Raw genomic sequence first — 19,267 nt, 5'->3', positions numbered from 1 at the left:
GCTTTCTTGGCCTTAGCGCGGGCAATGGCAGCCGCTACCGCTGCTTTGCGCGGGTCGACATCTGTATCGGGAGTTGTTTCTGCCACCGGTTCAGCCGCAGTAGGTTGCTGAGCCGCTTTCTTCGCCTTAGCGCGGGCAATGGCAGCCGCTACCGCCGCTTTGCGTGGGTCATCGTGAGTGTCTGGATTGTTCTGCTCAACTTGAGCCGCTGCTAATTTCTCAGCTTGTTTAGCTCGAGCTTGTGCTTTACGTGCTTCACGGGCTGCAATGACAGCACTATTATCTGGTAATTCGCCTGAAATGATTTTAACCGGATCAGAGGCGGTACTTTGTTTTGCTTTGACCCGAGCTAAAGCCGCATTAACAGCGTCTTTACCTGCGCTATCAACTTGTACGGCGGCTTTCTTATGCCGCTCTTCACGTGCTTTCTTATCTCGTTCCATCCGTAATTGCTTAGCTTCAAAACGAAGTTTTGCTTCTGCGGCTCGGCGTTCCTCTTGGGCAATTTCACGAATTTCTGCTTTTTCTTGGCGGTAATATTGAACTAGCGGAATATTACTAGGACAAACATAGGCGCATGCTCCACACTCAATACAGTCGAACAGATTGTGCTTTTGTGCTTTTTCATGTTCTTCGCCTTTGCTAAACCAATAAAGCTGTTGGGGTAACAAAGCAGCTGGGCATGCTTCTACACACAGCCCACAGCGGATACAAGCTTCTTCGGGAGATTCAGCCCCCATTTCTTCAGATGTTGGAACCAACAGGCAATTACAAATTTTAACAACAGGTACATTTAGGTCCGGTAGGGTAAAGCCCATTAATGGCCCGCCCATGATTACCATTTGTTCCGGCTCTGGATTAAAACCTGCTTGTTGTAATAGGTGTTTAACAGGAGTGCCTAAACGAGTCCAAAAATTCCCCGGTTTGCTAATAGCATCACCAGTAACGGTCACTACACGTTCAATCAATGGTTGCCCATCAATAACCGCGCGTTTTATCGCCACTACGGTGCCTACATTTTGCATTAATACGCCAATTTGTGATGAACGGGCACCAGAAGGGACTTCCTTACCGGTTAATATTTTTGTGAGCTGCTTAGCACCACCTGATGGGTATTTGGTTGGTATAACCCGTATGAATATCTGTTGATCTTGTTTGCTCAGCGCGTGTTTTAAAGCGCGGATCGCTTCTGGTTTATTATCTTCAATCCCAATTAAGACTTGGTCTGGGTTTAATAAGTGCTGTAATACTCGGCAACCTTCGATAACTTCCTGAGCATGTTCTTGCATTAACCTATCATCTGCAGTGATATACGGTTCACACTCGGCAGCATTAATAATTAAGGTTTTAATTGCTTCTTTTCCACCTGCTAATTTTGAGGCAGTAGGGAAGCCAGCACCACCAAGACCCGCAATACCCGCTTGCTCTATTTTTTGCAGTAATTCAGCTTGAGACAATTGTGTGTAATCTGCTTCAGGACTCAATGTGCACCAGGTATCATTGCCATCCGATTGAATACGAACACATAGCTCTTTCAAACCTGATGGGTGCGCTGTTACCATCGGTTCAATGGCTGTTATTACGCCAGATGTAGAGGCATGAACAGGTACTGTACGACCCAATCCTTTAGTGAGGGGCTGGCCTTTTAGGACATATTCACCCACTTGCACAATTAATTCACCTTCAGGGCCTAGATGCTGCTGTAATGGTATAATTAACTCATTAGGCACTGAGGCAATACGCATGGGGGTTTGACTTGATTGTAATTTCATTTCAGGCGGATGAATACCGCCGTTAAAATCCCAAATATTCTCTTTTTTTAACCAACTAAACAGTTTAAGCATGAGTATTACCTCTCGCTTGCGTTAATGGCTGTTCATTGGGTTCAACATTAATATTTTTAACGGGAATGGCGTTTAAATCCCATTTCCAGTTAGCGGTAGTCGTTTTCACAGGAACAAGTTCAATACAATCAGTAGGGCACGGGGCAACACACAGGTCACAGCCCGTACATAAATCTTCAATCACAGTGTGCATAGCGCGGGTCGCGCCAACAATAGCATCAACAGGGCAAGCTTGAATGCACTTGGTACAACCAATACAGTTTTGTTCATCAATGATAGCCACTTTACGTACAGGGTTTTGCGCCGCTTCGTCACCATCAATAGGTTGTGGATCAACATTTAGTAGCTCAGCAATTTTTAACATAACTTGCTCACCACCAGGTGCACATTTGTTGATCATTTCCCCATTGTTAGCCACGGCTTCTGCATAGGGGCGGCAACCTGGGTAGCTACATTGACCACACTGGCTTTGGGGTAAAATCGCTTCGACTTGTTCAACGATAGGGTCGGCTTCAACTTTAAAACGCAAAGAGGCATAGCCCAAAATAAGGCCAAATATAAGACCAAAAACGGCTAATATACCGATAGCAATCCAGACTGACATCATTAGAATTTCACCAAACCACTAAAGCCCATAAATGCGAGTGACATCAAGCCGGCAGTAATTAAGCCAATTGATGAGCCACGAAACGGGGCAGGGACATTGGCAACAGCTAGCCGCTCTCTGATTGCGGCAAATAACACCATTACTAATGAGAACCCAACAGCTGCACCAAAGCCGTAGACGGCAGATTGCATAAAAGTATGGGACATGTTGATATTTAGTAATGCAACGCCAAGAACCGCGCAGTTAGTCGTAATTAGTGGTAAGAAAATACCTAATAAGCGATAAAGCGTAGGGCTAGTTTTTCTGACAACCATTTCAGTAAATTGAACTACTACTGCTATCGCCAAAATAAAGCTTAGCGTGCGTAAATAGATAAGATCGAGTGGAACAAGTATCAGGGTGTCAATCAACCATGAGCTTATCGAAGCTAGTGTTAGAACAAAGGTTGTTGCTAACCCCATTCCTATAGCGGGTTCAAGCTTAGTTGACACCCCCATAAAGGGGCATAAACCAAGAAATTTTACAAGGACGAAGTTGTTAACCAACACCGTTCCAATAAAGAGTAGTAGATAATCAGTCATGCTATTGCCTGAAATGAAAAAAGAACAAAAACTGACCTAAGCCAGCTAAACTATCATTATGATATCAAGCAATTTATCTGGCGCTTATCGATCTTGTGTGAAAGTCATTTTTACACGCTGTGAACGTTTTAAGTAAGGGACGAAGAAACCGGCTCCAAGTAATGGCCAGGCAAGCACTTGTAAGGCGGTATTATCATCAATAGGTGAAAATGCAAATGTTTTTATACCTAATAACAATAAGATAAGTAACCAAATAATAAAACGACGTGGAAAATGTTTTGAATGAGCAAACATCAGTTGCAGTACATGAATACTAAATAATGTCATGGCAATTGCGATAGCAAATGATAGATACCATGCCAAGGGAATATAGCTTGCCCAATTATCAACTGTGCTCACAATTTCATAAAATTTAATGCAATACATGACTGTCATACTGCATACGGCTAAAAACGTTAGCAACAGATACATAGCTGGCAGCAGTAACCAGCCAGTGATACGGTTAGCATTATAAACTGAAGACATAAGTAAACATCCATTTTTGCAAAATAGCGGTAGAAGATCCTAGGGTATTTTATAATCCTATCATAGATATATTTGCCATTTAATTTATTCTGATGGTACTTTTTATATCTTTCTGAGTTTGTTTTTGTATGAGGTCAATATGTCTAAACCGATTAAAGTAGGGGTCATAGGTTATGGCTATGCAAGTAAAACCTTTCATGCGCCTTTCTTAGGTTTTCTAAAAGAGTATGATTTAACTGCAATTTCAACGAGTGACCCTAATAAAGTTAAGGCGGATTGGCCAAATGTCAATGTTGTTGCATCTCCAGAAGCTATTTTTGCTGATAATGACATTGAATTAGTGGTGATCCCAACGCCAAATGAAACTCACTTTCCTTTAGCTAAAGCGGCATTATCCGCGGGCAAACATGTGGTTGTTGATAAACCATTTACTCTAGACGTTGCACAAGCAGAACAACTTAAACAACAAGCAGAACAGTCAGGGAAATTGCTTTCTATCTATCATAATCGTCGGTGGGACTCTGGCTTTCTAACTGTCAAAAAAATACTTCAAGATGGTTGTCTTGGTGATATTAAATATTATGAGTCACACTTTGATCGCTACCGGCCAATGGTAAGGCAAAGATGGCGTGAAGAGAATATTCCGGGCTCAGGTATTTGGTATGATTTAGGACCCCACTTATTAGACCAAGTACTGCAATATTTTGGTAAGCCGATGGGGATCACCGCTGATCTTGCTATGATCCGCCCGAATGCGAAAGCGGTAGACTACTTTCATGTCATATTACAATATGCAACTAAAAAGGTGGTTTTACACGCGACCACGTTAGCAGCCGCACCTATGCCAATTTATGTTATTCATGGTATGAAAGGTAGCTATGTAAAGTATGGTTTAGACCCGCAAGAAGATTGTCTAAAAAGTGGAATGAAACCAGAAGGTGAAAAGTGGGGCGTAGATGACAACACTGGAATCGTGACCCTGTCACAAGGTGAGGCGCTTATCACACAACCTTGGCCTAACGAAAAAGGTAATTATGGTGGGTATTACCAAGCTATTTATGATGCGATACGCCATAATAAACCCAATCCGGTCACACCAAGTGAAGCCATTGATATCATGAAGCTTATCGAAGCAGGAATACGTTCAGCAACAGAAAAGCGTACTATTGAATCAATTTTTTGAGTCCACGACCTATCATAAAGCCAGTCTATGTAACTGGCTTTTATTATGGAAAACAGAATGAACCTGCTAGCTAAACTAAGAATAGACCCATTTTTACTTATCATGATAGGCGTTGTAATTATTGCTAGCCTTTTTCCTTGTGAAGGGGAAATAAAAACGGGCTTTCAATACCTAACAACTGCCGCAATCGCATTGTTGTTCTTTATGCATGGTGCAAAGTTATCAAGGGAATCAATAGTGGCAGGTATAGGCCATTGGCGTCTGCACCTGTTAGTTTTTGCGAGCACGTTTATTTTATTTCCTATTGTAGGATTAGGGCTCGCTGTCATCGTTCCTGAATGGATGTCACCCACTGTCTATATGGGGTTTTTGTACCTTTGTGCATTACCTGCGACGGTACAGTCCGCGATTGCCTTTACTTCCGTTGCAGGTGGTAATATAGCGGCGGCGATTTGTAGCGCTTCAGCATCCAGTATTCTTGGCGTATTCCTTTCTCCTATTTTAGTCGGTGCTTTAATGGATGCAGATGGTAGCCAGGCGGTCGATACGCTTAATGCAATTGGCTCAATATTATTACAGTTAATGTTACCATTTGTAGTAGGGCACTTAGCGCGACCTTTAATTGTTAATTGGATTAATCGCCACCGTAAATTAGTCAATATAACTGACCGTTCCTCTATACTATTAGTTGTTTATGTTGCATTTAGTGAAGCTGTCGTTGAGGGAATATGGCAGAAAATCGACGCATTTTCTTTACTGATGATAGTGGTTGTCACTTGTGTCATTTTATTTATTGTCATAGTGGTTAACACATTAGCCGCACGCTTGCTTGGTTTTAGTAAAGAAGATGAGATTACTATTGTATTTTGTGGGTCTAAAAAAAGTTTAGCTAATGGGGTTCCAATGGCTAATGTATTGTTTCCTGCGGCAACGGTAGGGGTGATCTTACTTCCTTTAATGATTTTCCACCAAATTCAGCTGATGGTTAGTGCTGTATTGGCTCAGCGTTACGCTAAACGGTTATTAACTAAATAATATATTATTGACTTGAGGATATGGCACCACCTCAAGTCAATGCTGTTTACTTTTATTCTATTTTAGTTACAACATACTGTGGGTGTTTTTTTATAAAGAACATACATTAACTCTGTGCTAATTAATGGCTTACTAGGGAAAAAGGGCGAGTCAAAATGCAGTGAGTGGAATGAATGAGGGCACCCAGTGTGATGCCCTTTAGTTTTTATCGTTTAGCTGCTTTTTCTAACAGTGCATTTTTCTCATTTGTGGATAAAAATGCGATAGCAAGGCCATTACGTTGAGCTTGCTCGATTTCAGCAGCGGTCAAGCCTGCTTGTGGTGCTGCGACTTCATATTCATAACGTAACTCAATTCCTTGCACTGCTGGGTCATCAGTATTTATTGATGCTAATACTCCATGCTGTAAAAAGGCCTTTAACGGGTGTTTAGCTAATGATGAGACAGTGCTAGTTTGGATATTGGAAGTTAAGCAACTTTCCATACCGATTTGGTGCTTCACTAAATAATCAATTAGAGCGGGGTCTTCAATTGCTTTTACACCATGGCCAATTCGTTGCGCACCTAATACATTAATTGCATGCCAAATACTCTCTGCTCCCGCAGCCTCACCTGCATGAACGGTAATATTTAAACCTGCATCTCTGGCTTTTATGAAGTGAGACTCAAATAATTCCCCTGGAAAACCAAGTTCATCTCCAGCGAGGTCTAAAGCACACAAATGATGGCGATGAGCTAAAAGCCCTTGTAATTCAGTAGAGCAAGCATGCTGCCCAAACGTGCGACTTAAAATTCCGATCAAATTAATTTTGATTTCAAATTGTTTGCAACCTGCTTGTACACCATCAATAATCGCTTCCACGACACCTTCGACAGGTAAGTGGTGCTTCATCGCCATGTAGTAAGGTGAAAAACGAAGCTCTGCATAATCAATCCCCGCATTAAACGCATCTTCTACATTTTCAAATGCAACACGGCGGCAGGCATCTAAATCAGCGAGTACTGAAACCCCCCAATCTAATTTTGACAAAAAACCGACTAAATCAGCTTCCTGTCCTATAATTTGTACATGAGGGCGTAATGCCTCAAGTTCTGTTGCGGGTAATTGAATATGGTGCTGTTCAGCTAGTGAAAGAATAGTTTCCGGTCGGATATTACCATCAAGGTGACGGTGTAAGTCGGTTAAAGGGAGACGGGTATTTATCACGGGATGATCCTTTATCTGTTTTCTTTCCTTATTTTGGCCGTTATTTAGCTAAAAGCAATTGTAAATCACGCAAAATGTGAAACATAATAAAAAATTACATTTAATTTGTGATGCTCGTCACCGAAATGTTGGTGGTAAAAAAAACGCCAGTCATAATTGACTAGCGTTTTTTCTATTAGCTTGAGTTTGATTAGTTAGCAGGTGTTTCAGCTTGTGGTGCTAACTCAGGCTCATTACCAATTTCTGGTGCGATTTCCGCACCTGGAGCTGGTTGAGCGTCATATTCTAACTCGTCTTCAGGTCCAGACATGATTTTCATCTTAGTCAAGAACTCAGCTAAGGTGTACTTATCATTGTTGAATGTCAGGTCGTTACCAGCGAATTTGATCGTCATTGTTAAATCATTTTCGCTATCAATCATCCAAGGTGATTTTTTCTGTTTAGCTTTTTCAGCGCGTTCTTCATCGGTCATAAACATTTCTTCAAACGGGGAAGAGAACATATCCGAAGTCAACATTTGCTGTACACCTGCAAATTCAGATGTCACCATACCTTTCATTTCTTTTTTAGTTTCAGCATCAACTGGAACGCCTTGGTCTAAAATCATGGCTTGTGTCATGGATTCAATTACCATTGGCTTATTCAGCTTCAGGTTAAAATCAAAAGAAGAAATCAATTGTTTGAATGCTTCATCAACTTTATTAGACATTGCCAACGCGGTGATTTCGTCTTGGTTCCATTTATTGAAAGTGACATTTAAGTCAACAGAGCTTTGGCCAGCTTCATTTTTCCAATATAGCGGGCTAACTGTGAATACAGGTTTGCTTTTCATTAGCTCAGGCAATGTGGTTGACATCATTTCCATGGCTAAACGTTCAGTAGCTTCTGATGGGTCACCAGTTGCTAAACCTTCTGCTAAGGCTTTGTTGTATTGTTCTACAAATTTACCTAATGCTTTAGCATCTAGTTTTTCAATTGCAACAGTGACTTGGCCTGAACCTAAATTTTGTTCTAATGCTTTAATGTCACCAATACTGTAAGAAATGTTACCTTTAACATCTTCACCGTTGATAGAAGTATCACTGGCGATTTTAAAATCTTTAAATGAGAATTTTGTTTCTGGGATATTGAAGTCTGTATCTGCAATCACAAATTCTTGTGTTCCTGTGTAGAAACCATATTGTGATTTTTTGACATTAGAAACTAATTTTAACCCTTTAACGGTCATTGTTTCTGATTTATCTGCTTTACCCATCACAAAGTTATCAGTGATTATTGATGCATCGACAGACTCTAAGTCTGCTGTAGTTGAAACATCAAATTTAGAGCCGCTAAACGATAGCGAAATATCATCTTTGCTATATTCAACTGGGATAAGCTCTAAGTTAGTATCGATACTTTTGCTATAACCAATGACAGCAGAACCATTAACAAACGGCTTTCCTTTGGTTGCTTCAAAAAGCTCTTTAGTTGTTGCATTATTTGCTAATTCTATTTGAGTAGCAGCCAGTTTTGGCAACAAATTAAACTTAGCAACTTGTGATAATGGGAATGGGCCATGATCAATATTAGTCTTAAATATGATAGAATCATCAGGTGTTACTGAATCAGCTGAAGTAATTACGATGTCAGCTTTAGAAGTGAAAACGCCTTTTTCATAGTTTTCTACTTTGAAATTCAAACCTGCTTCAGGCACATTTACAGCAAAAAAATCGTTGGTTTTGAGGATCACTCTGTCAAGTTCATCTTTTACTTTTGAACCTGTATACCACGATGCACCCGTCCATACAGCGCCCAGAGCTACAATAACACCAACCGCGACTAATGACTTTTTCATTATAAACATCCATCCTTTCAGTACGTTATAAACGTACTTATAAAATTATATAAGTTTTAAATAACCGTTTTTTAACAAAATAAACGGTTAAATACAGAATATGACACTACTTATTAAAAACTCGGGCAAGCTTACCATTGCCGTTAATGGTAATACTTTTCTCATAAGCAGGTAGAAAAACAGACTCACCAGAATCTATGCATATTTCTTCATTACCTGAACGGAAAACTAACTGACCTTCAATACAAAATAAAATTGAGGCTGTATCGTTAGATAGAGTAACCTCCGAGTTGTTTATAGAATATATATTAAATGAAAAATCTTCTACTGGAATATTATATTTCCAGATATTTCCAGATTTTTCGGGGATACTTAATAAATCCTTTGCTGACGTAGGGTTAAAGTCAATATTCGCAATCAGTTCAGGGACATCTATGTGTTTATTTGTTAACCCTGCACGCAGAACATTATCTGAATTAGCCATGACCTCTAATCCAACCCCTTCTAAATAAGCATGCGGTGTTCTTGCATATAAAAACATCGCTTCACCGGGTTGCAGTTCAACAACATTAAGAAGAAGTGGGGTAAATAAACCATTATCTTCAGGGTATAAACTTGCCATTTGCTTTATTGAGTTCCACGGTTCACCTTGGCGACTATTTAAAGCCGCTTTTAGTACTCCAAGTGCGAGCTCTTTTTGTTCACCTGTTAAATTAAGAATTTGTGCAAATAGGCGTGATAGCTTTTCTTCTGTTGGGTCTTGAACAAATAGTTGGATGTCCGGATGAGCCGCTGAAACAAAATCAAGCAATTGTGCTATTTCATTCAATGGACGAAATGCATTCATTGCTTTAAAAGGTGTTAAGGCATAAATTAATTCTGGTTTATGGTTATCATCTTTATAGTTGCGAATAGGTGAGTCTACTGGAATACCCGCTGCATTCTCTTTAGCGAACCCGACCTCAGCATAGGTTTTGTTGGGATGTACTTGTACTGACAGCGGTTGAGCAGCGCACAGTACCTTAAACAAGTACGGTAATCGATGATAAGTTTGTGCAATATGCGAACCCAAATAATATTCAGGGGCGCTCTCAATCAAGGTGTTAAGGGGAACAGTTTGATTTTTTTGCGCATCGAGAACTTCTGAGCTCGCTTTGGGGTGAGCCCCCATCCAAAGCTCAGCCATTGGTAGGTGGTTAGGGTTAGGGAGCCCATATAGCTTAGTTAGGGCCGTTTTACTACCCCAATCATAATTTTGGACTTTGTTTATCATTTTAAGCATAGCAAAATTCTCTTTTTTATAAAAATCAACTCATTTCCTTTTCATTACAGTACAATAAGCTCGACTAAGTCTCATAAATGAAATTCAATTTGTGGCATTATACTGCTCGGTTATTTGCTTACCTGCAAGCAGATGATTCTAAAATCAATTATTCTGTATATGTACCTAAGGAGATAGTAATGGCAGCCACTCGCATTGAAAAAGACTCAATGGGACCTATTGAAGTACCTGCTGACCACTTGTGGGGCGCGCAAACGCAGCGTTCTTTAGAACATTTCCGTATATCTGTAGAAAAAATGCCTGTCGCGTTAATCCACGCACTCGCTATCACAAAAAAAGCCGCCGCTAGTGTAAATATGGATCTAGGATTATTAGCCAAAGAGCGTGGCGATGCAATCATTGCTGCTGCTGATGAAGTATTAGCTGGCAAACACCCTACAGAGTTCCCACTGGCTATATGGCAAACGGGTTCTGGTACGCAAAGTAACATGAACATGAATGAGGTATTAGCTAACCGTGGTAGCGAAATCCTCGGTGGCCAGCGTGGTAATGATCGCCTTATTCACCCAAATGACGATGTTAATAAAAGCCAAAGTTCAAATGATGTTTTCCCAACAGCCATGCATGTCGCTGCGGTGGTTGCTATTCGCGAACATCTACTACCAGAACTAAAAGTTTTACACAAAACTTTAGATGCAAAAGTAAAAGAATTCAAAGATATCGTCAAAATTGGTCGTACCCACTTACAAGATGCAACCCCATTGACGTTAGGCCAAGAAATTTCTGGCTGGGCTGCAATGTTAGCACACAATGAAAAACATATTGAGAATTCAATACCTCATGTTTGTGAACTTGCTCTGGGTGGTACTGCTGTCGGTACAGGGTTGAATACTCATCCTGAATACGCAGTTCGTGTTGCGAAAAAAATTGCCGAATTAACGGGTCAGCCATTTATCACTGCACCTAATAAATTTGAAGCTTTGGCAACGTGTGACAGCTTAGTTCATGCTCATGGTGCACTGAAGGGCTTAGCGGCTTCATTAATGAAAATTGCGAATGATGTTAGGTGGTTAGCATCAGGTCCTCGTTGTGGCATTGGTGAAATTGCGATACCAGAGAACGAACCAGGCAGTTCAATCATGCCAGGGAAAGTTAACCCTACACAGTGTGAAGCATTAACAATGCTATGTGCGCAAGTGATGGGAAATGATGTTGCAGTTAATATTGGTGGCGCATCAGGCAATTTCGAGCTTAACGTTTTTCGCCCAATGGTAATTGATAACTTCTTACAATCTGTCCGTTTATTAGCTGATGGTATGCGTAGTTTCAATGAACATTGTGCTATTGGTATTGAACCAAATCGTGAGCGCATTGAAAAATTACTGCATGAATCATTGATGTTAGTAACCGCTTTAAATACCCATATTGGTTATGATAAAGCCGCTGAAATTGCTAAGAAAGCTCATAAAGAAGGGTTAACACTAAAACAATCAGCATTGAAATTAAATTATCTGACAGAAGAACAGTTTGATGAATGGGTTCGCCCAGAAGACATGGTTGGAAGCATGAAGTCATAAACTTTATGGCTTGCTAATATCATGTAATAAACTGAGGAAACACCCATATTGGTAACAATTGGGTGTTTTTTAACGTTCTATATATAAATTTAAACGTGGGATTAATAATTCTACTGGCTTAGCTTTTGGCCGGTTACGTAGTGGGATATTATCTACATGGTAATCGTGTAATTCACCAACTTTTATTTCGGCAACTGTTTTCTCTAGGGCAAAAACAAATAAGGGGGTAGAGCAAGCAAATTGGGTTTGTTTTTGTTGAGAACTATCCCAGACTCGCGCTATCGGCTGAACCTTTACAGGGCGTTGAGTTTTTAAAATCGCATCATGGGGTAACGAGTAGATCAATTGAATATCGCTTTCTATTTGTAATTGCCAATGTTCTTTAGGGATATGTAAAGGGCAGCGACCACTTTCTAAACTTGCTTGTAAACGGCTTAATACGGTTTCTTTGGTCACTTTATTGATGATTTTTTTATTGGCCCATCCAAAATTAATGGTATCAATATCGACTAGTGAGGTGAGGGTGCGATAGGTATTTAATGTTAATAACCCATGAAGGCTTTCTCTAATAAATTCAAAACGTTGAGTTTCATTTATTTGTGTAACGATTGTTTTTATCTGTACTTTTAATTCATTAATCTTTGATATTAACGCATTAAATTCCCGATATGTTTTTAATTCAGTTTGGATACAGATAACACCAGGTAGACGGATAGCCGATTTATTGCTAATTTCTTCAGATTTATTATGGATAAACAGTAGGTTAATTAACTTAATTGTTGCTTCAATAGCGCTATGACTAGTTAATTTTTGAACTGGAATATGGCTAATCTCGTTATTTTCTTCACCTTTGATTATATTAGGTAAAATAAACGTACTTGCTACAAATGGGACGAGTTGAGCTTGTTCTAATAATAAATGACTAAGTTGTTTTATTTCAATCTCTAAGTTATTGAAAGTGTCGATAAGTTTTTGTCTAGGGTTCATTTTTAGTTACAACATTCTGTTTGTGATAAATAAAATGTAGCATTAACAATCATTATTAGCAATTTTTTAGCCAGACTACGGGGGATTTTAGCGAAACTTAACGTTAACGGGCAGGGGAACTGGTAGCTTTTTCTCTTCATTGGTACTTCAGGATGAGTATTCACCCCTGTACCGATAGCAGTACCATCGATATCTTTTCGATATAAGGCTTTGGAATACGCCATTATCCTCGAATAAAATTCAGTAAATTATATATTAAATTGAAAGTGTTAATGTCTTAATTATGGAAATATTAAACATTATAAATGATGTAATACTCACTCAATTTTAAAAGGTAAGGTATGCTGACTATCCCACCGCTGATCCAACCGTTTGTTGACCTTTTTCAAAAAAATACAACTACACAAGCTAATTACCAATACCTTGGTACCATTCAATATATTCAAGATGCTTTACCCGAAAGGGCAACACCAAGTCATCTTCGTTGTGCTTTACAAGGGGAAGGCGTTTTATCTAGTTACAGTACTAATAATGAGAATAATTATTTATGTTCTGTGAATGCGCAAACCTGTGTGGTCGCAACGCTATACAATAAAAATAATCAGACTGGAGCCGTTATTCATTTTGACCATAATATAATAAGTTTGATAGACCAAGCAGTTACAGCAACTTTATCACAAATAGCTCCTCAGAATAATAGCGATGTTGTATCAACGCTTACGGGAGGAATTTGGCTTATGGGTGGGGATAACATTGGTGAGCCGGTAAAAAAGGTATTAAGCAATCATGGGGTAAATTCATCTTGGGAACAATGGGCGATTTCATCGTGTATACCACATAACTATGGGGTTGTATTGAACTTACAAGATGGAGGTATTAACGCTTTTGAACAACCAATTCACTCAGTTATGCAATTTATTAATCCGTTATTAGCAGAAGCTGAGCATGCTAATAATTTTAATAGTTATTTGAGACCAGAAGTACGTCGAGCCAAAGACTTTATGGAACGTTTTCGATTACCCGCAATAAGTGAAAGAGAAAGTGGATTAACATTTACTGAAGGTACAAGGAGTAGCAAGGTAACGGTGGATGATGTTAATAAATACCATTTCAATATACATAACATATAGTATTGAAATGGTTTTAGATATAAATATACAGTTTAGCCTATTACTCAATTTTTGTTATATGAAAAACATTAATCCAATGATAAATCAATAACTTGATAGAATGCCTTTGACGTATCGTCTATCGTCCAAACAGCAAGAACAACCTGATATCCTGTTTGTTCTTGAGGCAACACACAGTTGTGTTTGACTGTGTTATCGGGGGTTTCTATACGGTGAAATTCGCAAAAAGGGGTTAATTCAAATTGAGCACGAGATAAGGGAATATTGGGCTCCCAATCGGGTTTAGTCATAAAATATTCCCATTTGGTCGTTTTATGTTTTGCAGTTAAATACCATTCAAATTCTACATTACGGGTCTTCAGGGGAACAGTCTTCCATCGCTCCGTTGTTTGTACATCGAGCGGTGAAAACTGAGAAAGGCCAGCGCTAGCAATTTCACCATCAGCAGGGCCTTGTTGTGGGAAACCTTTTGGACCTTCTAGTGACTGAGGTTCATATTGAATTTGACCACAATTGGTGTTTACTTCTTTGCGACACAAATACGAACGGCTTTCTGGAGACTTTACATATCCGTGGGGGTAGGCCAAAAAACTGCAGAAAAAAAGGATAGGTACAAGTAGTAATTGTTGTTTCATAGAATTTCCTCGTCATTAATAGAATAACTATCATCACTAACAACGAGGAGGATCGAAATTTCAACCTTTATTAAATACTAAGATAATTAATCATAACATCCTAATTTCAAACGATAGGCGATGATAATACCGATAAGTAATATTCCAGCAATAAATAAAGCAACACCGTTCCATCCAAAATAAGTCCAAAATACTCCACCTAAGGTGCCTGCAATACTTGAACCGGCATAATAACTAAAAAGATACATCGATGATGCTTGGCCGCGAGCCCGTTTCGCTCTTCGCCCAACCCAACTGCTTGCAACTGAATGTGCTGCAAAAAAGCCTGCCGTTAATACCGTCATACCAGATAGGATCACCCAAATATTTGGGTGTAATGTTAACAATATACCCACTAACATCATACAAATTGCAGAGATTAGTACACTACCTAAACCATATTTTTGTGTGAGACTACCAGTTTTAGTTGCGCTATATGTTCCCGTTAAATAAATGACAGAAAGAAGGCCTACAGTGGATTGTGAGAAATAGTAGGGGGCGTCAAGCAAGCGGTAACCAATATAGTTGTACATTGTCACAAAACCACCCATCAGTACAAAGCCTTCTACAAAGAGCCAAGGCAAACCCCGGTCCCTAAAGTGTAGGTGTAAGTTTACCCATAAATTTTTAGGTTTTAATGAGCTTGCACGGAAATGTTGAGATGGAGGTAATAACCGCCAAAAGCCAATTGCAGCGATCAACGCTAATGTCCCTAAAAGAACAACAGCGACCCGCCATGAATAATAATCTGAAATTACCCCAGTCATTAACCGCCCACTCATACCGCCAATAGAGTTACCGCTAATGTATAACCCCATGGAGAGCGCAACATAACTCGGGTGAATTTCTTCACTTAAATAAGTCATTGCAACGGCTGCGACTCCGCTAAGTGATAGCCCAACCAATGCTCTAGCTATCAAAATACCATTCCAGCTTTGCATTACAGAGCTTAATAAGGTAAATAGCGCAGCACACATCAGTGCAATGACCATGACGTTTTTTCTACCAATGGCATCTGAAATTGGCCCTGTAATTAATAGACCTAGAGCCATTAAACCTGTACTGAGTGATAGCGACAAACTCGCAGTTGCAGGAGAAACATTAAAATCCTCAGACAACATTGGTAAGATAGGTTGAACAAAATATAACAGCGCGAATGTAGCGAACCCAACGGTAAAGAAAGATAAAGTGACACGTAAATATAGAGCATCATCTCTTTGAATATAATGCTTTTTAGGTTCGGTATGGGCAGGGGCGTCCGTTTTTTTCCCTTTGGCTGGTTGCTCAGAAGTCAGACTATTTGATGAATGTTCCATATGTATTCCTTGTCATACCAACTGGTTTGATTTCGATCAAAGAATAGAAATTTTTCAGTTTTTTGTCTAATATATTAATTATACACAATAATACTTTAAAGATATCAAATGAACTATGAGCATAGAACTTCGACACCTTAGATACTTTATTGCTGTCGCCGAGGAACTACACTTTGGCCGAGCAGCAGAGCGGTTGCATATGTCACAACCACCTTTAAGCCAACAAATACAAATACTTGAAGAAAAAATCCATGCGAAATTATTAGAAAGAAATAATCGTAACGTCGCATTAACACCTGCGGGAACGATGTTCTTGAAAGAAGCCTATCAAATTTTGGCTCAGGTTAATGCTGCGGCGACTAAAGCAGCGCGAATGGAAAAAGGCGAACTTGGCGAATTATCTATTGGGTTTACTTCCACCACACCCTTTATGCATAAGGTTACAATGAGTTTACGTCAGTATCGGGAGTCTTATCCTGAAGTTTCTATTCATATGCATCAGATGAATACTAAGCAGCAGATAGCTCCTTTAATTACTGGCCGTATCGATTTCGGTATTATGCGAAATACAGGGTTACCAGAGCAATTAGATTACAAATTATTATTCAAGGAACCTTTTATGGTGGCGGTTTATGAAGGACACCCATTGCTCGAATATGCTGATGTCGGCATTGATATAGAACAACTTGCTAATTACCCATTAGTTTTTTTCGAGCGCGATGTCGGGACTGCATTATACGATGAGATAAACCAGCTATTGACTTCTGCTGGTGTCGTACCAAAAATTTCTCAAGAAGCAGGTGAGGCAATGACTATTTTAGGCCTCGTCTCCGCAGGGATGGGGATTTCAATTATTACTGAGTCGTTTACACGTATGAAAGTTGATGGTGTGAAATATATAAAACTCGCTAATATTAATGCTTCATCTGAGGTTTGGTTAGTTTACAATACGCGTAGAACCTTACCTGCTGCGGCTAAAAAGTTAACCAACCTGTTAATGTCTAATATTGTTGGTGAATAAGTGTGATTAACATCACACTTATGCTGTATGCGAAATCATTAATATGCAGATTAAGGCATAATAACTAATTGCTTTATAAAGGATTTCAATTATTGCCATGGTGAATCAAACAGGTCATATTGACCAGATAAAACAATTAAATACGGGGATCGTATATCGAATAATTGATCAACATGGTCCTATTTCGCGTATTGCATTATCCAAACAATCACAACTTGCCCCAGCCAGTATCACTAAAATCACGCGTGAACTCATGGATGCTCATATAATAAAAGAGTTAGAGTTTCCTGTTCTCGGGTTGCGTGGTCGCCCAGCAGTAGGCTTAGTCGTTGAAAGTGAAGGGTGGCAGTTTTTAGCAATCCGCATACAAGACAAGAAAATCACTATTTCACTAAAGGAAATTAACGCTACAACATTAGCTCAAACAGAATATCCTTTTAAACCTATTAATAATGAACAATTTATAAATAAATTATCTGAATTAATTAGTCATTTTTTTGCTAGTCACCAGAGTATATTAGAAAGAGTTACAGCAATAAGCATTCTGTCTGATGGCGTCTTAGATCCTTATACCGGCGTTATCCATCACCATGCTCACTTTAATATTAACCAATTAGCTATTGGCGAATACTTAACTGAACATACAGGGCTACCTATTTATTTACATCCATCAGTGGATGCTTTGGCATTAAAAGATTATTTTTCCCATTTGGCAAAACGAAAAGCAAAAAACATTATTTATCTTCAACTACAAGATGTTGTCAATATTACAGTTCTAAACCATGGTATAACGTTAGATGCTAATACTCAGCGCCCCAATTTATTTGCTCATACCCAGTATAAAAAAACGCAAAACATCCCCTGTTATTGTGGAGGTGTTGGTTGCTTAGAAACACACACATCCCTACCTGCAATATTGCAACAAGCAAATAACTTACTCTGTAATTATTCTGACTCTTACTTACAACATAATATTATTTCTATTGATAGCATTTGTAGCGGCGTAAAATTAGGCGATACTCTTTGCATTCAACTTATCGACAATATTGCGCAATTATTGGCAAAACCATTAGCTTTAATGGTCAATGTACTCGGAACCGAATTAATCTTAATCAATTCGCCTATTAATCAAATCTCAGAATTATTTTTTGATAAACTTCATCATTACATCGACCAGCAGTCAATTCCTCTTTACTCATCAAAAATAACAATAGAAAAATCCACGTTAAGTGTTAGTGATAGTGAATCATCATTAATACAACGTGCTTTATATGATGGTTCGCTATTGATGCAGTTATTACAAGGTTAAATTAATTCGATAATCTTTACATTATCCCACACAAAATTGAGCTAACGCAAACTTATCACTTTCCCATTCCAATAAACTGAATCCATATCATTTTTGCAGCTTATTGCTGTGTAAGTCTGTCACTTCAGGATAGAAAAAGACCATGATCAATCTATTTATTACCGGGACAGATACAGATGTCGGGAAGACAGTATCGACGCTTGCCATATTGCAGGCACTAAATGGCCAGGGAATTAAAGCCGTCGGATATAAACCCATCGCGGATCAATGCATTGATACGCCAGAGGGGATAAGAAACAAAGATGCATTATTAATCCAAAGTGTATCTAAAGACCTTGTTTCCTATGATGAAGTCAATCCAGTGCGGATCAGCGATAATTATAGTCACGAAAACAGTATTGATTTCAATCAAATCAAACAAGGCTTAGAGCATTTACACAGCCAATGTGACATGGTTGTCATTGAAGGTAATGGAGGATGGCGATATCTTCTTGATGATAATACGTTTTATGCAGATTGGCTAAAAGGGCAACCAGTAGGTGTTATTCTTGTTGTAGGTATTCAACATGGCTGTGTTAACCATGCCTTGTTAACTGCGGAAGCGATTAGAGCTGACGGACTACCTTTGGTTGGTTGGATGGCAAATCGCATTAACCCTGGGCTCGCACATTACGCTCAAATCATTGAAAGATTACAACACCACATTAAGGCCCCACTAATTGGTGAGATACCCTATCTATTGCGCCCTGAAGAGAAAGAACTTGGGCATTATCTAGATGTGGAAAAACTTCAACAATTTATTGCTATACCCGCCTAACTCGCAAAATAAATAAAGGGCGCGTAAAAATATCGCGCCCTTTATTTTAGCCATTAGAAATCAATCAATGACGTGTATAAATAATTTTATACGAATCATTTTGGCAGTGCCCAACAACTTGCCCTTTAGATGAATCGACCTCATCATTAGGGACTGCGACTAAACTAAAATTGTCAGCAGGTACGCCGTTATTGATGATTTTCTGCTTGATCTCTTCAATTACGCTTTCACATGAAGCTTGTGCAAAAACCGGTGCTAGCGTTAATACTAATAATGGAACTAATAATTTCTTTTGCATTATACCTCCTTGGTAATCAATCCATAAAACAGCAAGC

The 19,267-nt window shown here is 39.1% G+C and carries 19 protein-coding genes; 7 read left to right on the top strand and 12 right to left on the bottom strand.

Translation table 11 applies throughout. The features are described 5' to 3' along the window. The 4 genes from rsxC to ACIPUA_RS12615 form a co-directional block, all read right to left on the bottom strand. On the bottom strand, window positions 1-1,844 hold a 1,844-nt coding region (rsxC, locus tag ACIPUA_RS12630), incomplete at its 3' end, for an electron transport complex subunit RsxC (protein WP_449059733.1). Next, a complete protein-coding gene (rsxB, locus tag ACIPUA_RS12625; RefSeq protein ID WP_071548120.1) occupies window positions 1,837-2,451 on the bottom strand; it encodes an electron transport complex subunit RsxB in 615 nt (204 codons plus the stop codon). The genes rsxB and rsxC, both read right to left, overlap by 8 nt. Next, window positions 2,451-3,032, bottom strand: coding sequence for an electron transport complex subunit RsxA (rsxA, locus tag ACIPUA_RS12620; protein WP_042843698.1), 582 nt, complete (start codon window positions 3,030-3,032; stop codon window positions 2,451-2,453). Before rsxA ends, rsxB begins: the two co-directional genes overlap by 1 nt. Before the next feature lie 84 nt (window positions 3,033-3,116). Beyond that, window positions 3,117-3,557 (bottom strand): DUF2569 domain-containing protein, encoded by a 441-nt coding sequence (locus ACIPUA_RS12615; protein ID WP_042843700.1) that lies wholly within the window; start codon window positions 3,555-3,557, stop codon window positions 3,117-3,119. Between the two features lie 139 nt (window positions 3,558-3,696). On the opposite strand from ACIPUA_RS12615, the gene ACIPUA_RS12610 reads away from it, so the two are divergent. Together ACIPUA_RS12610 and ACIPUA_RS12605 are read left to right on the top strand one after the other, a co-directional pair. Then, the gene (locus tag ACIPUA_RS12610; RefSeq protein WP_449059732.1) at window positions 3,697-4,740 is read left to right on the top strand and encodes an oxidoreductase; all 1,044 of its coding nucleotides are present in this window, start codon (window positions 3,697-3,699) and stop codon (window positions 4,738-4,740) included. A gap of 57 nt (window positions 4,741-4,797) precedes the next feature. Continuing rightward, a complete protein-coding gene (locus ACIPUA_RS12605; RefSeq protein WP_042843702.1) occupies window positions 4,798-5,775 on the top strand; it encodes a bile acid:sodium symporter family protein in 978 nt (325 codons plus the stop codon). 205 nt (window positions 5,776-5,980) lie between these two features. On the opposite strand, the gene add is transcribed toward ACIPUA_RS12605, so the two are convergent. The 3 genes from add to manA all read right to left on the bottom strand — a co-directional run bounded on the left by add (window position 5,981) and on the right by manA (window position 10,101). Beyond that, entirely contained in the window at window positions 5,981-6,982 is a 1,002-nt protein-coding gene (gene add / locus ACIPUA_RS12600) for an adenosine deaminase (protein WP_131680024.1), read from the bottom strand. A 190-nt stretch (window positions 6,983-7,172) separates the two neighbouring features. Then, entirely contained in the window at window positions 7,173-8,819 is a 1,647-nt protein-coding gene (locus ACIPUA_RS12595) for a YdgA family protein (protein WP_449059731.1), read from the bottom strand. A gap of 106 nt (window positions 8,820-8,925) precedes the next feature. Next, window positions 8,926-10,101 (bottom strand): mannose-6-phosphate isomerase, encoded by a 1,176-nt coding sequence (gene manA, locus ACIPUA_RS12590; protein WP_042843705.1) that lies wholly within the window; start codon window positions 10,099-10,101, stop codon window positions 8,926-8,928. A gap of 179 nt (window positions 10,102-10,280) precedes the next feature. Between manA and fumC the strand changes: the two genes are divergently transcribed. Then, window positions 10,281-11,678 (top strand): class II fumarate hydratase, encoded by a 1,398-nt coding sequence (gene fumC, locus ACIPUA_RS12585; RefSeq protein ID WP_449059730.1) that lies wholly within the window; start codon window positions 10,281-10,283, stop codon window positions 11,676-11,678. Window positions 11,679-11,747: 69 nt separating this feature from the next. On the opposite strand, the gene tus is transcribed toward fumC, so the two are convergent. Both tus and ACIPUA_RS12575 read right to left on the bottom strand, forming a co-directional pair. Continuing rightward, a complete protein-coding gene (gene tus, locus ACIPUA_RS12580) occupies window positions 11,748-12,665 on the bottom strand; it encodes a DNA replication terminus site-binding protein (RefSeq protein ID WP_071548117.1) in 918 nt (305 codons plus the stop codon). A gap of 2 nt (window positions 12,666-12,667) precedes the next feature. Beyond that, window positions 12,668-12,889 carry a hypothetical protein gene (locus tag ACIPUA_RS12575; protein ID WP_048607231.1) on the bottom strand — a complete coding sequence of 74 codons (222 nt, stop codon included), beginning with the start codon at window positions 12,887-12,889 and terminating at the stop codon, window positions 12,668-12,670. 117 nt (window positions 12,890-13,006) lie between these two features. On the opposite strand from ACIPUA_RS12575, the gene ACIPUA_RS12570 reads away from it, so the two are divergent. Continuing rightward, window positions 13,007-13,795, top strand: coding sequence for a hypothetical protein (locus ACIPUA_RS12570; protein WP_449059729.1), 789 nt, complete (start codon window positions 13,007-13,009; stop codon window positions 13,793-13,795). A 68-nt stretch (window positions 13,796-13,863) separates the two neighbouring features. Here ACIPUA_RS12570 and ACIPUA_RS12565 read toward each other — a convergent pair whose 3' ends face one another. Further along, window positions 13,864-14,430, bottom strand: a complete 567-nt coding sequence (locus ACIPUA_RS12565; protein ID WP_071548114.1) for a lytic polysaccharide monooxygenase — start codon at window positions 14,428-14,430, stop codon at window positions 13,864-13,866. A gap of 86 nt (window positions 14,431-14,516) precedes the next feature. Next, window positions 14,517-15,785: an MFS transporter gene (locus ACIPUA_RS12560; protein ID WP_042843712.1), complete on the bottom strand. Its 1,269-nt coding sequence runs from the start codon at window positions 15,783-15,785 to the stop codon at window positions 14,517-14,519. Window positions 15,786-15,900: 115 nt separating this feature from the next. Between ACIPUA_RS12560 and ACIPUA_RS12555 the strand changes: the two genes are divergently transcribed. The 3 genes from ACIPUA_RS12555 (at window position 15,901) to bioD (ending at window position 18,932) form a co-directional block, all read left to right on the top strand. Next, the gene (locus ACIPUA_RS12555) at window positions 15,901-16,806 is read left to right on the top strand and encodes a LysR family transcriptional regulator (protein ID WP_042843713.1); all 906 of its coding nucleotides are present in this window, start codon (window positions 15,901-15,903) and stop codon (window positions 16,804-16,806) included. Between the two features lie 97 nt (window positions 16,807-16,903). Beyond that, window positions 16,904-18,115, top strand: a complete 1,212-nt coding sequence (locus ACIPUA_RS12550) for an ROK family protein (RefSeq protein ID WP_181468495.1) — start codon at window positions 16,904-16,906, stop codon at window positions 18,113-18,115. A 142-nt stretch (window positions 18,116-18,257) separates the two neighbouring features. Further along, complete coding sequence (gene bioD / locus ACIPUA_RS12545; RefSeq protein ID WP_048607224.1) at window positions 18,258-18,932, top strand: dethiobiotin synthase; 675 nt, start codon at window positions 18,258-18,260, stop codon at window positions 18,930-18,932. A 64-nt stretch (window positions 18,933-18,996) separates the two neighbouring features. Here the strand turns inward: bioD and ACIPUA_RS12540 are convergent, their stop codons facing one another. Continuing rightward, the gene (locus ACIPUA_RS12540; RefSeq protein WP_042843716.1) at window positions 18,997-19,230 is read right to left on the bottom strand and encodes a DUF1161 domain-containing protein; all 234 of its coding nucleotides are present in this window, start codon (window positions 19,228-19,230) and stop codon (window positions 18,997-18,999) included. Window positions 19,231-19,267: the final 37 nt, after the last annotated feature.

The sequence above is a fragment of the Providencia sp. AGC89 genome (assembly GCF_053543535.1).
The sequence above is the reverse complement of the archived record's forward strand: the minus strand, read 5'-3'. Positions and strand labels throughout refer to the sequence as shown.

Bases quoted from the DNA above. Each gene is read 5' to 3' on its own strand.
- ACIPUA_RS12555 (WP_042843713.1), top strand. From the start codon at position 15,901: ATGAGCATAGAACTTCGACACCTTAGATACTTTATTGCTGTCGCCGAG.
- ACIPUA_RS12570 (WP_449059729.1), top strand. From the start codon at position 13,007: ATGCTGACTATCCCACCGCTGATCCAACCGTTTGTTGACCTTTTTCAA.
- rsxB (WP_071548120.1), bottom strand. From the start codon at position 2,451: ATGATGTCAGTCTGGATTGCTATCGGTATATTAGCCGTTTTTGGTCTT.
- ACIPUA_RS12605 (WP_042843702.1), top strand. From the start codon at position 4,798: ATGAACCTGCTAGCTAAACTAAGAATAGACCCATTTTTACTTATCATG.
- ACIPUA_RS12560 (WP_042843712.1), bottom strand. From the start codon at position 15,785: ATGGAACATTCATCAAATAGTCTGACTTCTGAGCAACCAGCCAAAGGG.
- ACIPUA_RS12595 (WP_449059731.1), bottom strand. From the start codon at position 8,819: ATGAAAAAGTCATTAGTCGCGGTTGGTGTTATTGTAGCTCTGGGCGCT.
- rsxA (WP_042843698.1), bottom strand. From the start codon at position 3,032: ATGACTGATTATCTACTACTCTTTATTGGAACGGTGTTGGTTAACAAC.
- ACIPUA_RS12575 (WP_048607231.1), bottom strand. From the start codon at position 12,889: ATGGCGTATTCCAAAGCCTTATATCGAAAAGATATCGATGGTACTGCT.
- ACIPUA_RS12610 (WP_449059732.1), top strand. From the start codon at position 3,697: ATGTCTAAACCGATTAAAGTAGGGGTCATAGGTTATGGCTATGCAAGT.
- bioD (WP_048607224.1), top strand. From the start codon at position 18,258: ATGATCAATCTATTTATTACCGGGACAGATACAGATGTCGGGAAGACA.
- manA (WP_042843705.1), bottom strand. From the start codon at position 10,101: ATGCTTAAAATGATAAACAAAGTCCAAAATTATGATTGGGGTAGTAAA.
- tus (WP_071548117.1), bottom strand. From the start codon at position 12,665: ATGAACCCTAGACAAAAACTTATCGACACTTTCAATAACTTAGAGATT.
- ACIPUA_RS12565 (WP_071548114.1), bottom strand. From the start codon at position 14,430: ATGAAACAACAATTACTACTTGTACCTATCCTTTTTTTCTGCAGTTTT.
- ACIPUA_RS12615 (WP_042843700.1), bottom strand. From the start codon at position 3,557: ATGTCTTCAGTTTATAATGCTAACCGTATCACTGGCTGGTTACTGCTG.
- ACIPUA_RS12540 (WP_042843716.1), bottom strand. From the start codon at position 19,230: ATGCAAAAGAAATTATTAGTTCCATTATTAGTATTAACGCTAGCACCG.
- fumC (WP_449059730.1), top strand. From the start codon at position 10,281: ATGGCAGCCACTCGCATTGAAAAAGACTCAATGGGACCTATTGAAGTA.
- ACIPUA_RS12550 (WP_181468495.1), top strand. From the start codon at position 16,904: ATGGTGAATCAAACAGGTCATATTGACCAGATAAAACAATTAAATACG.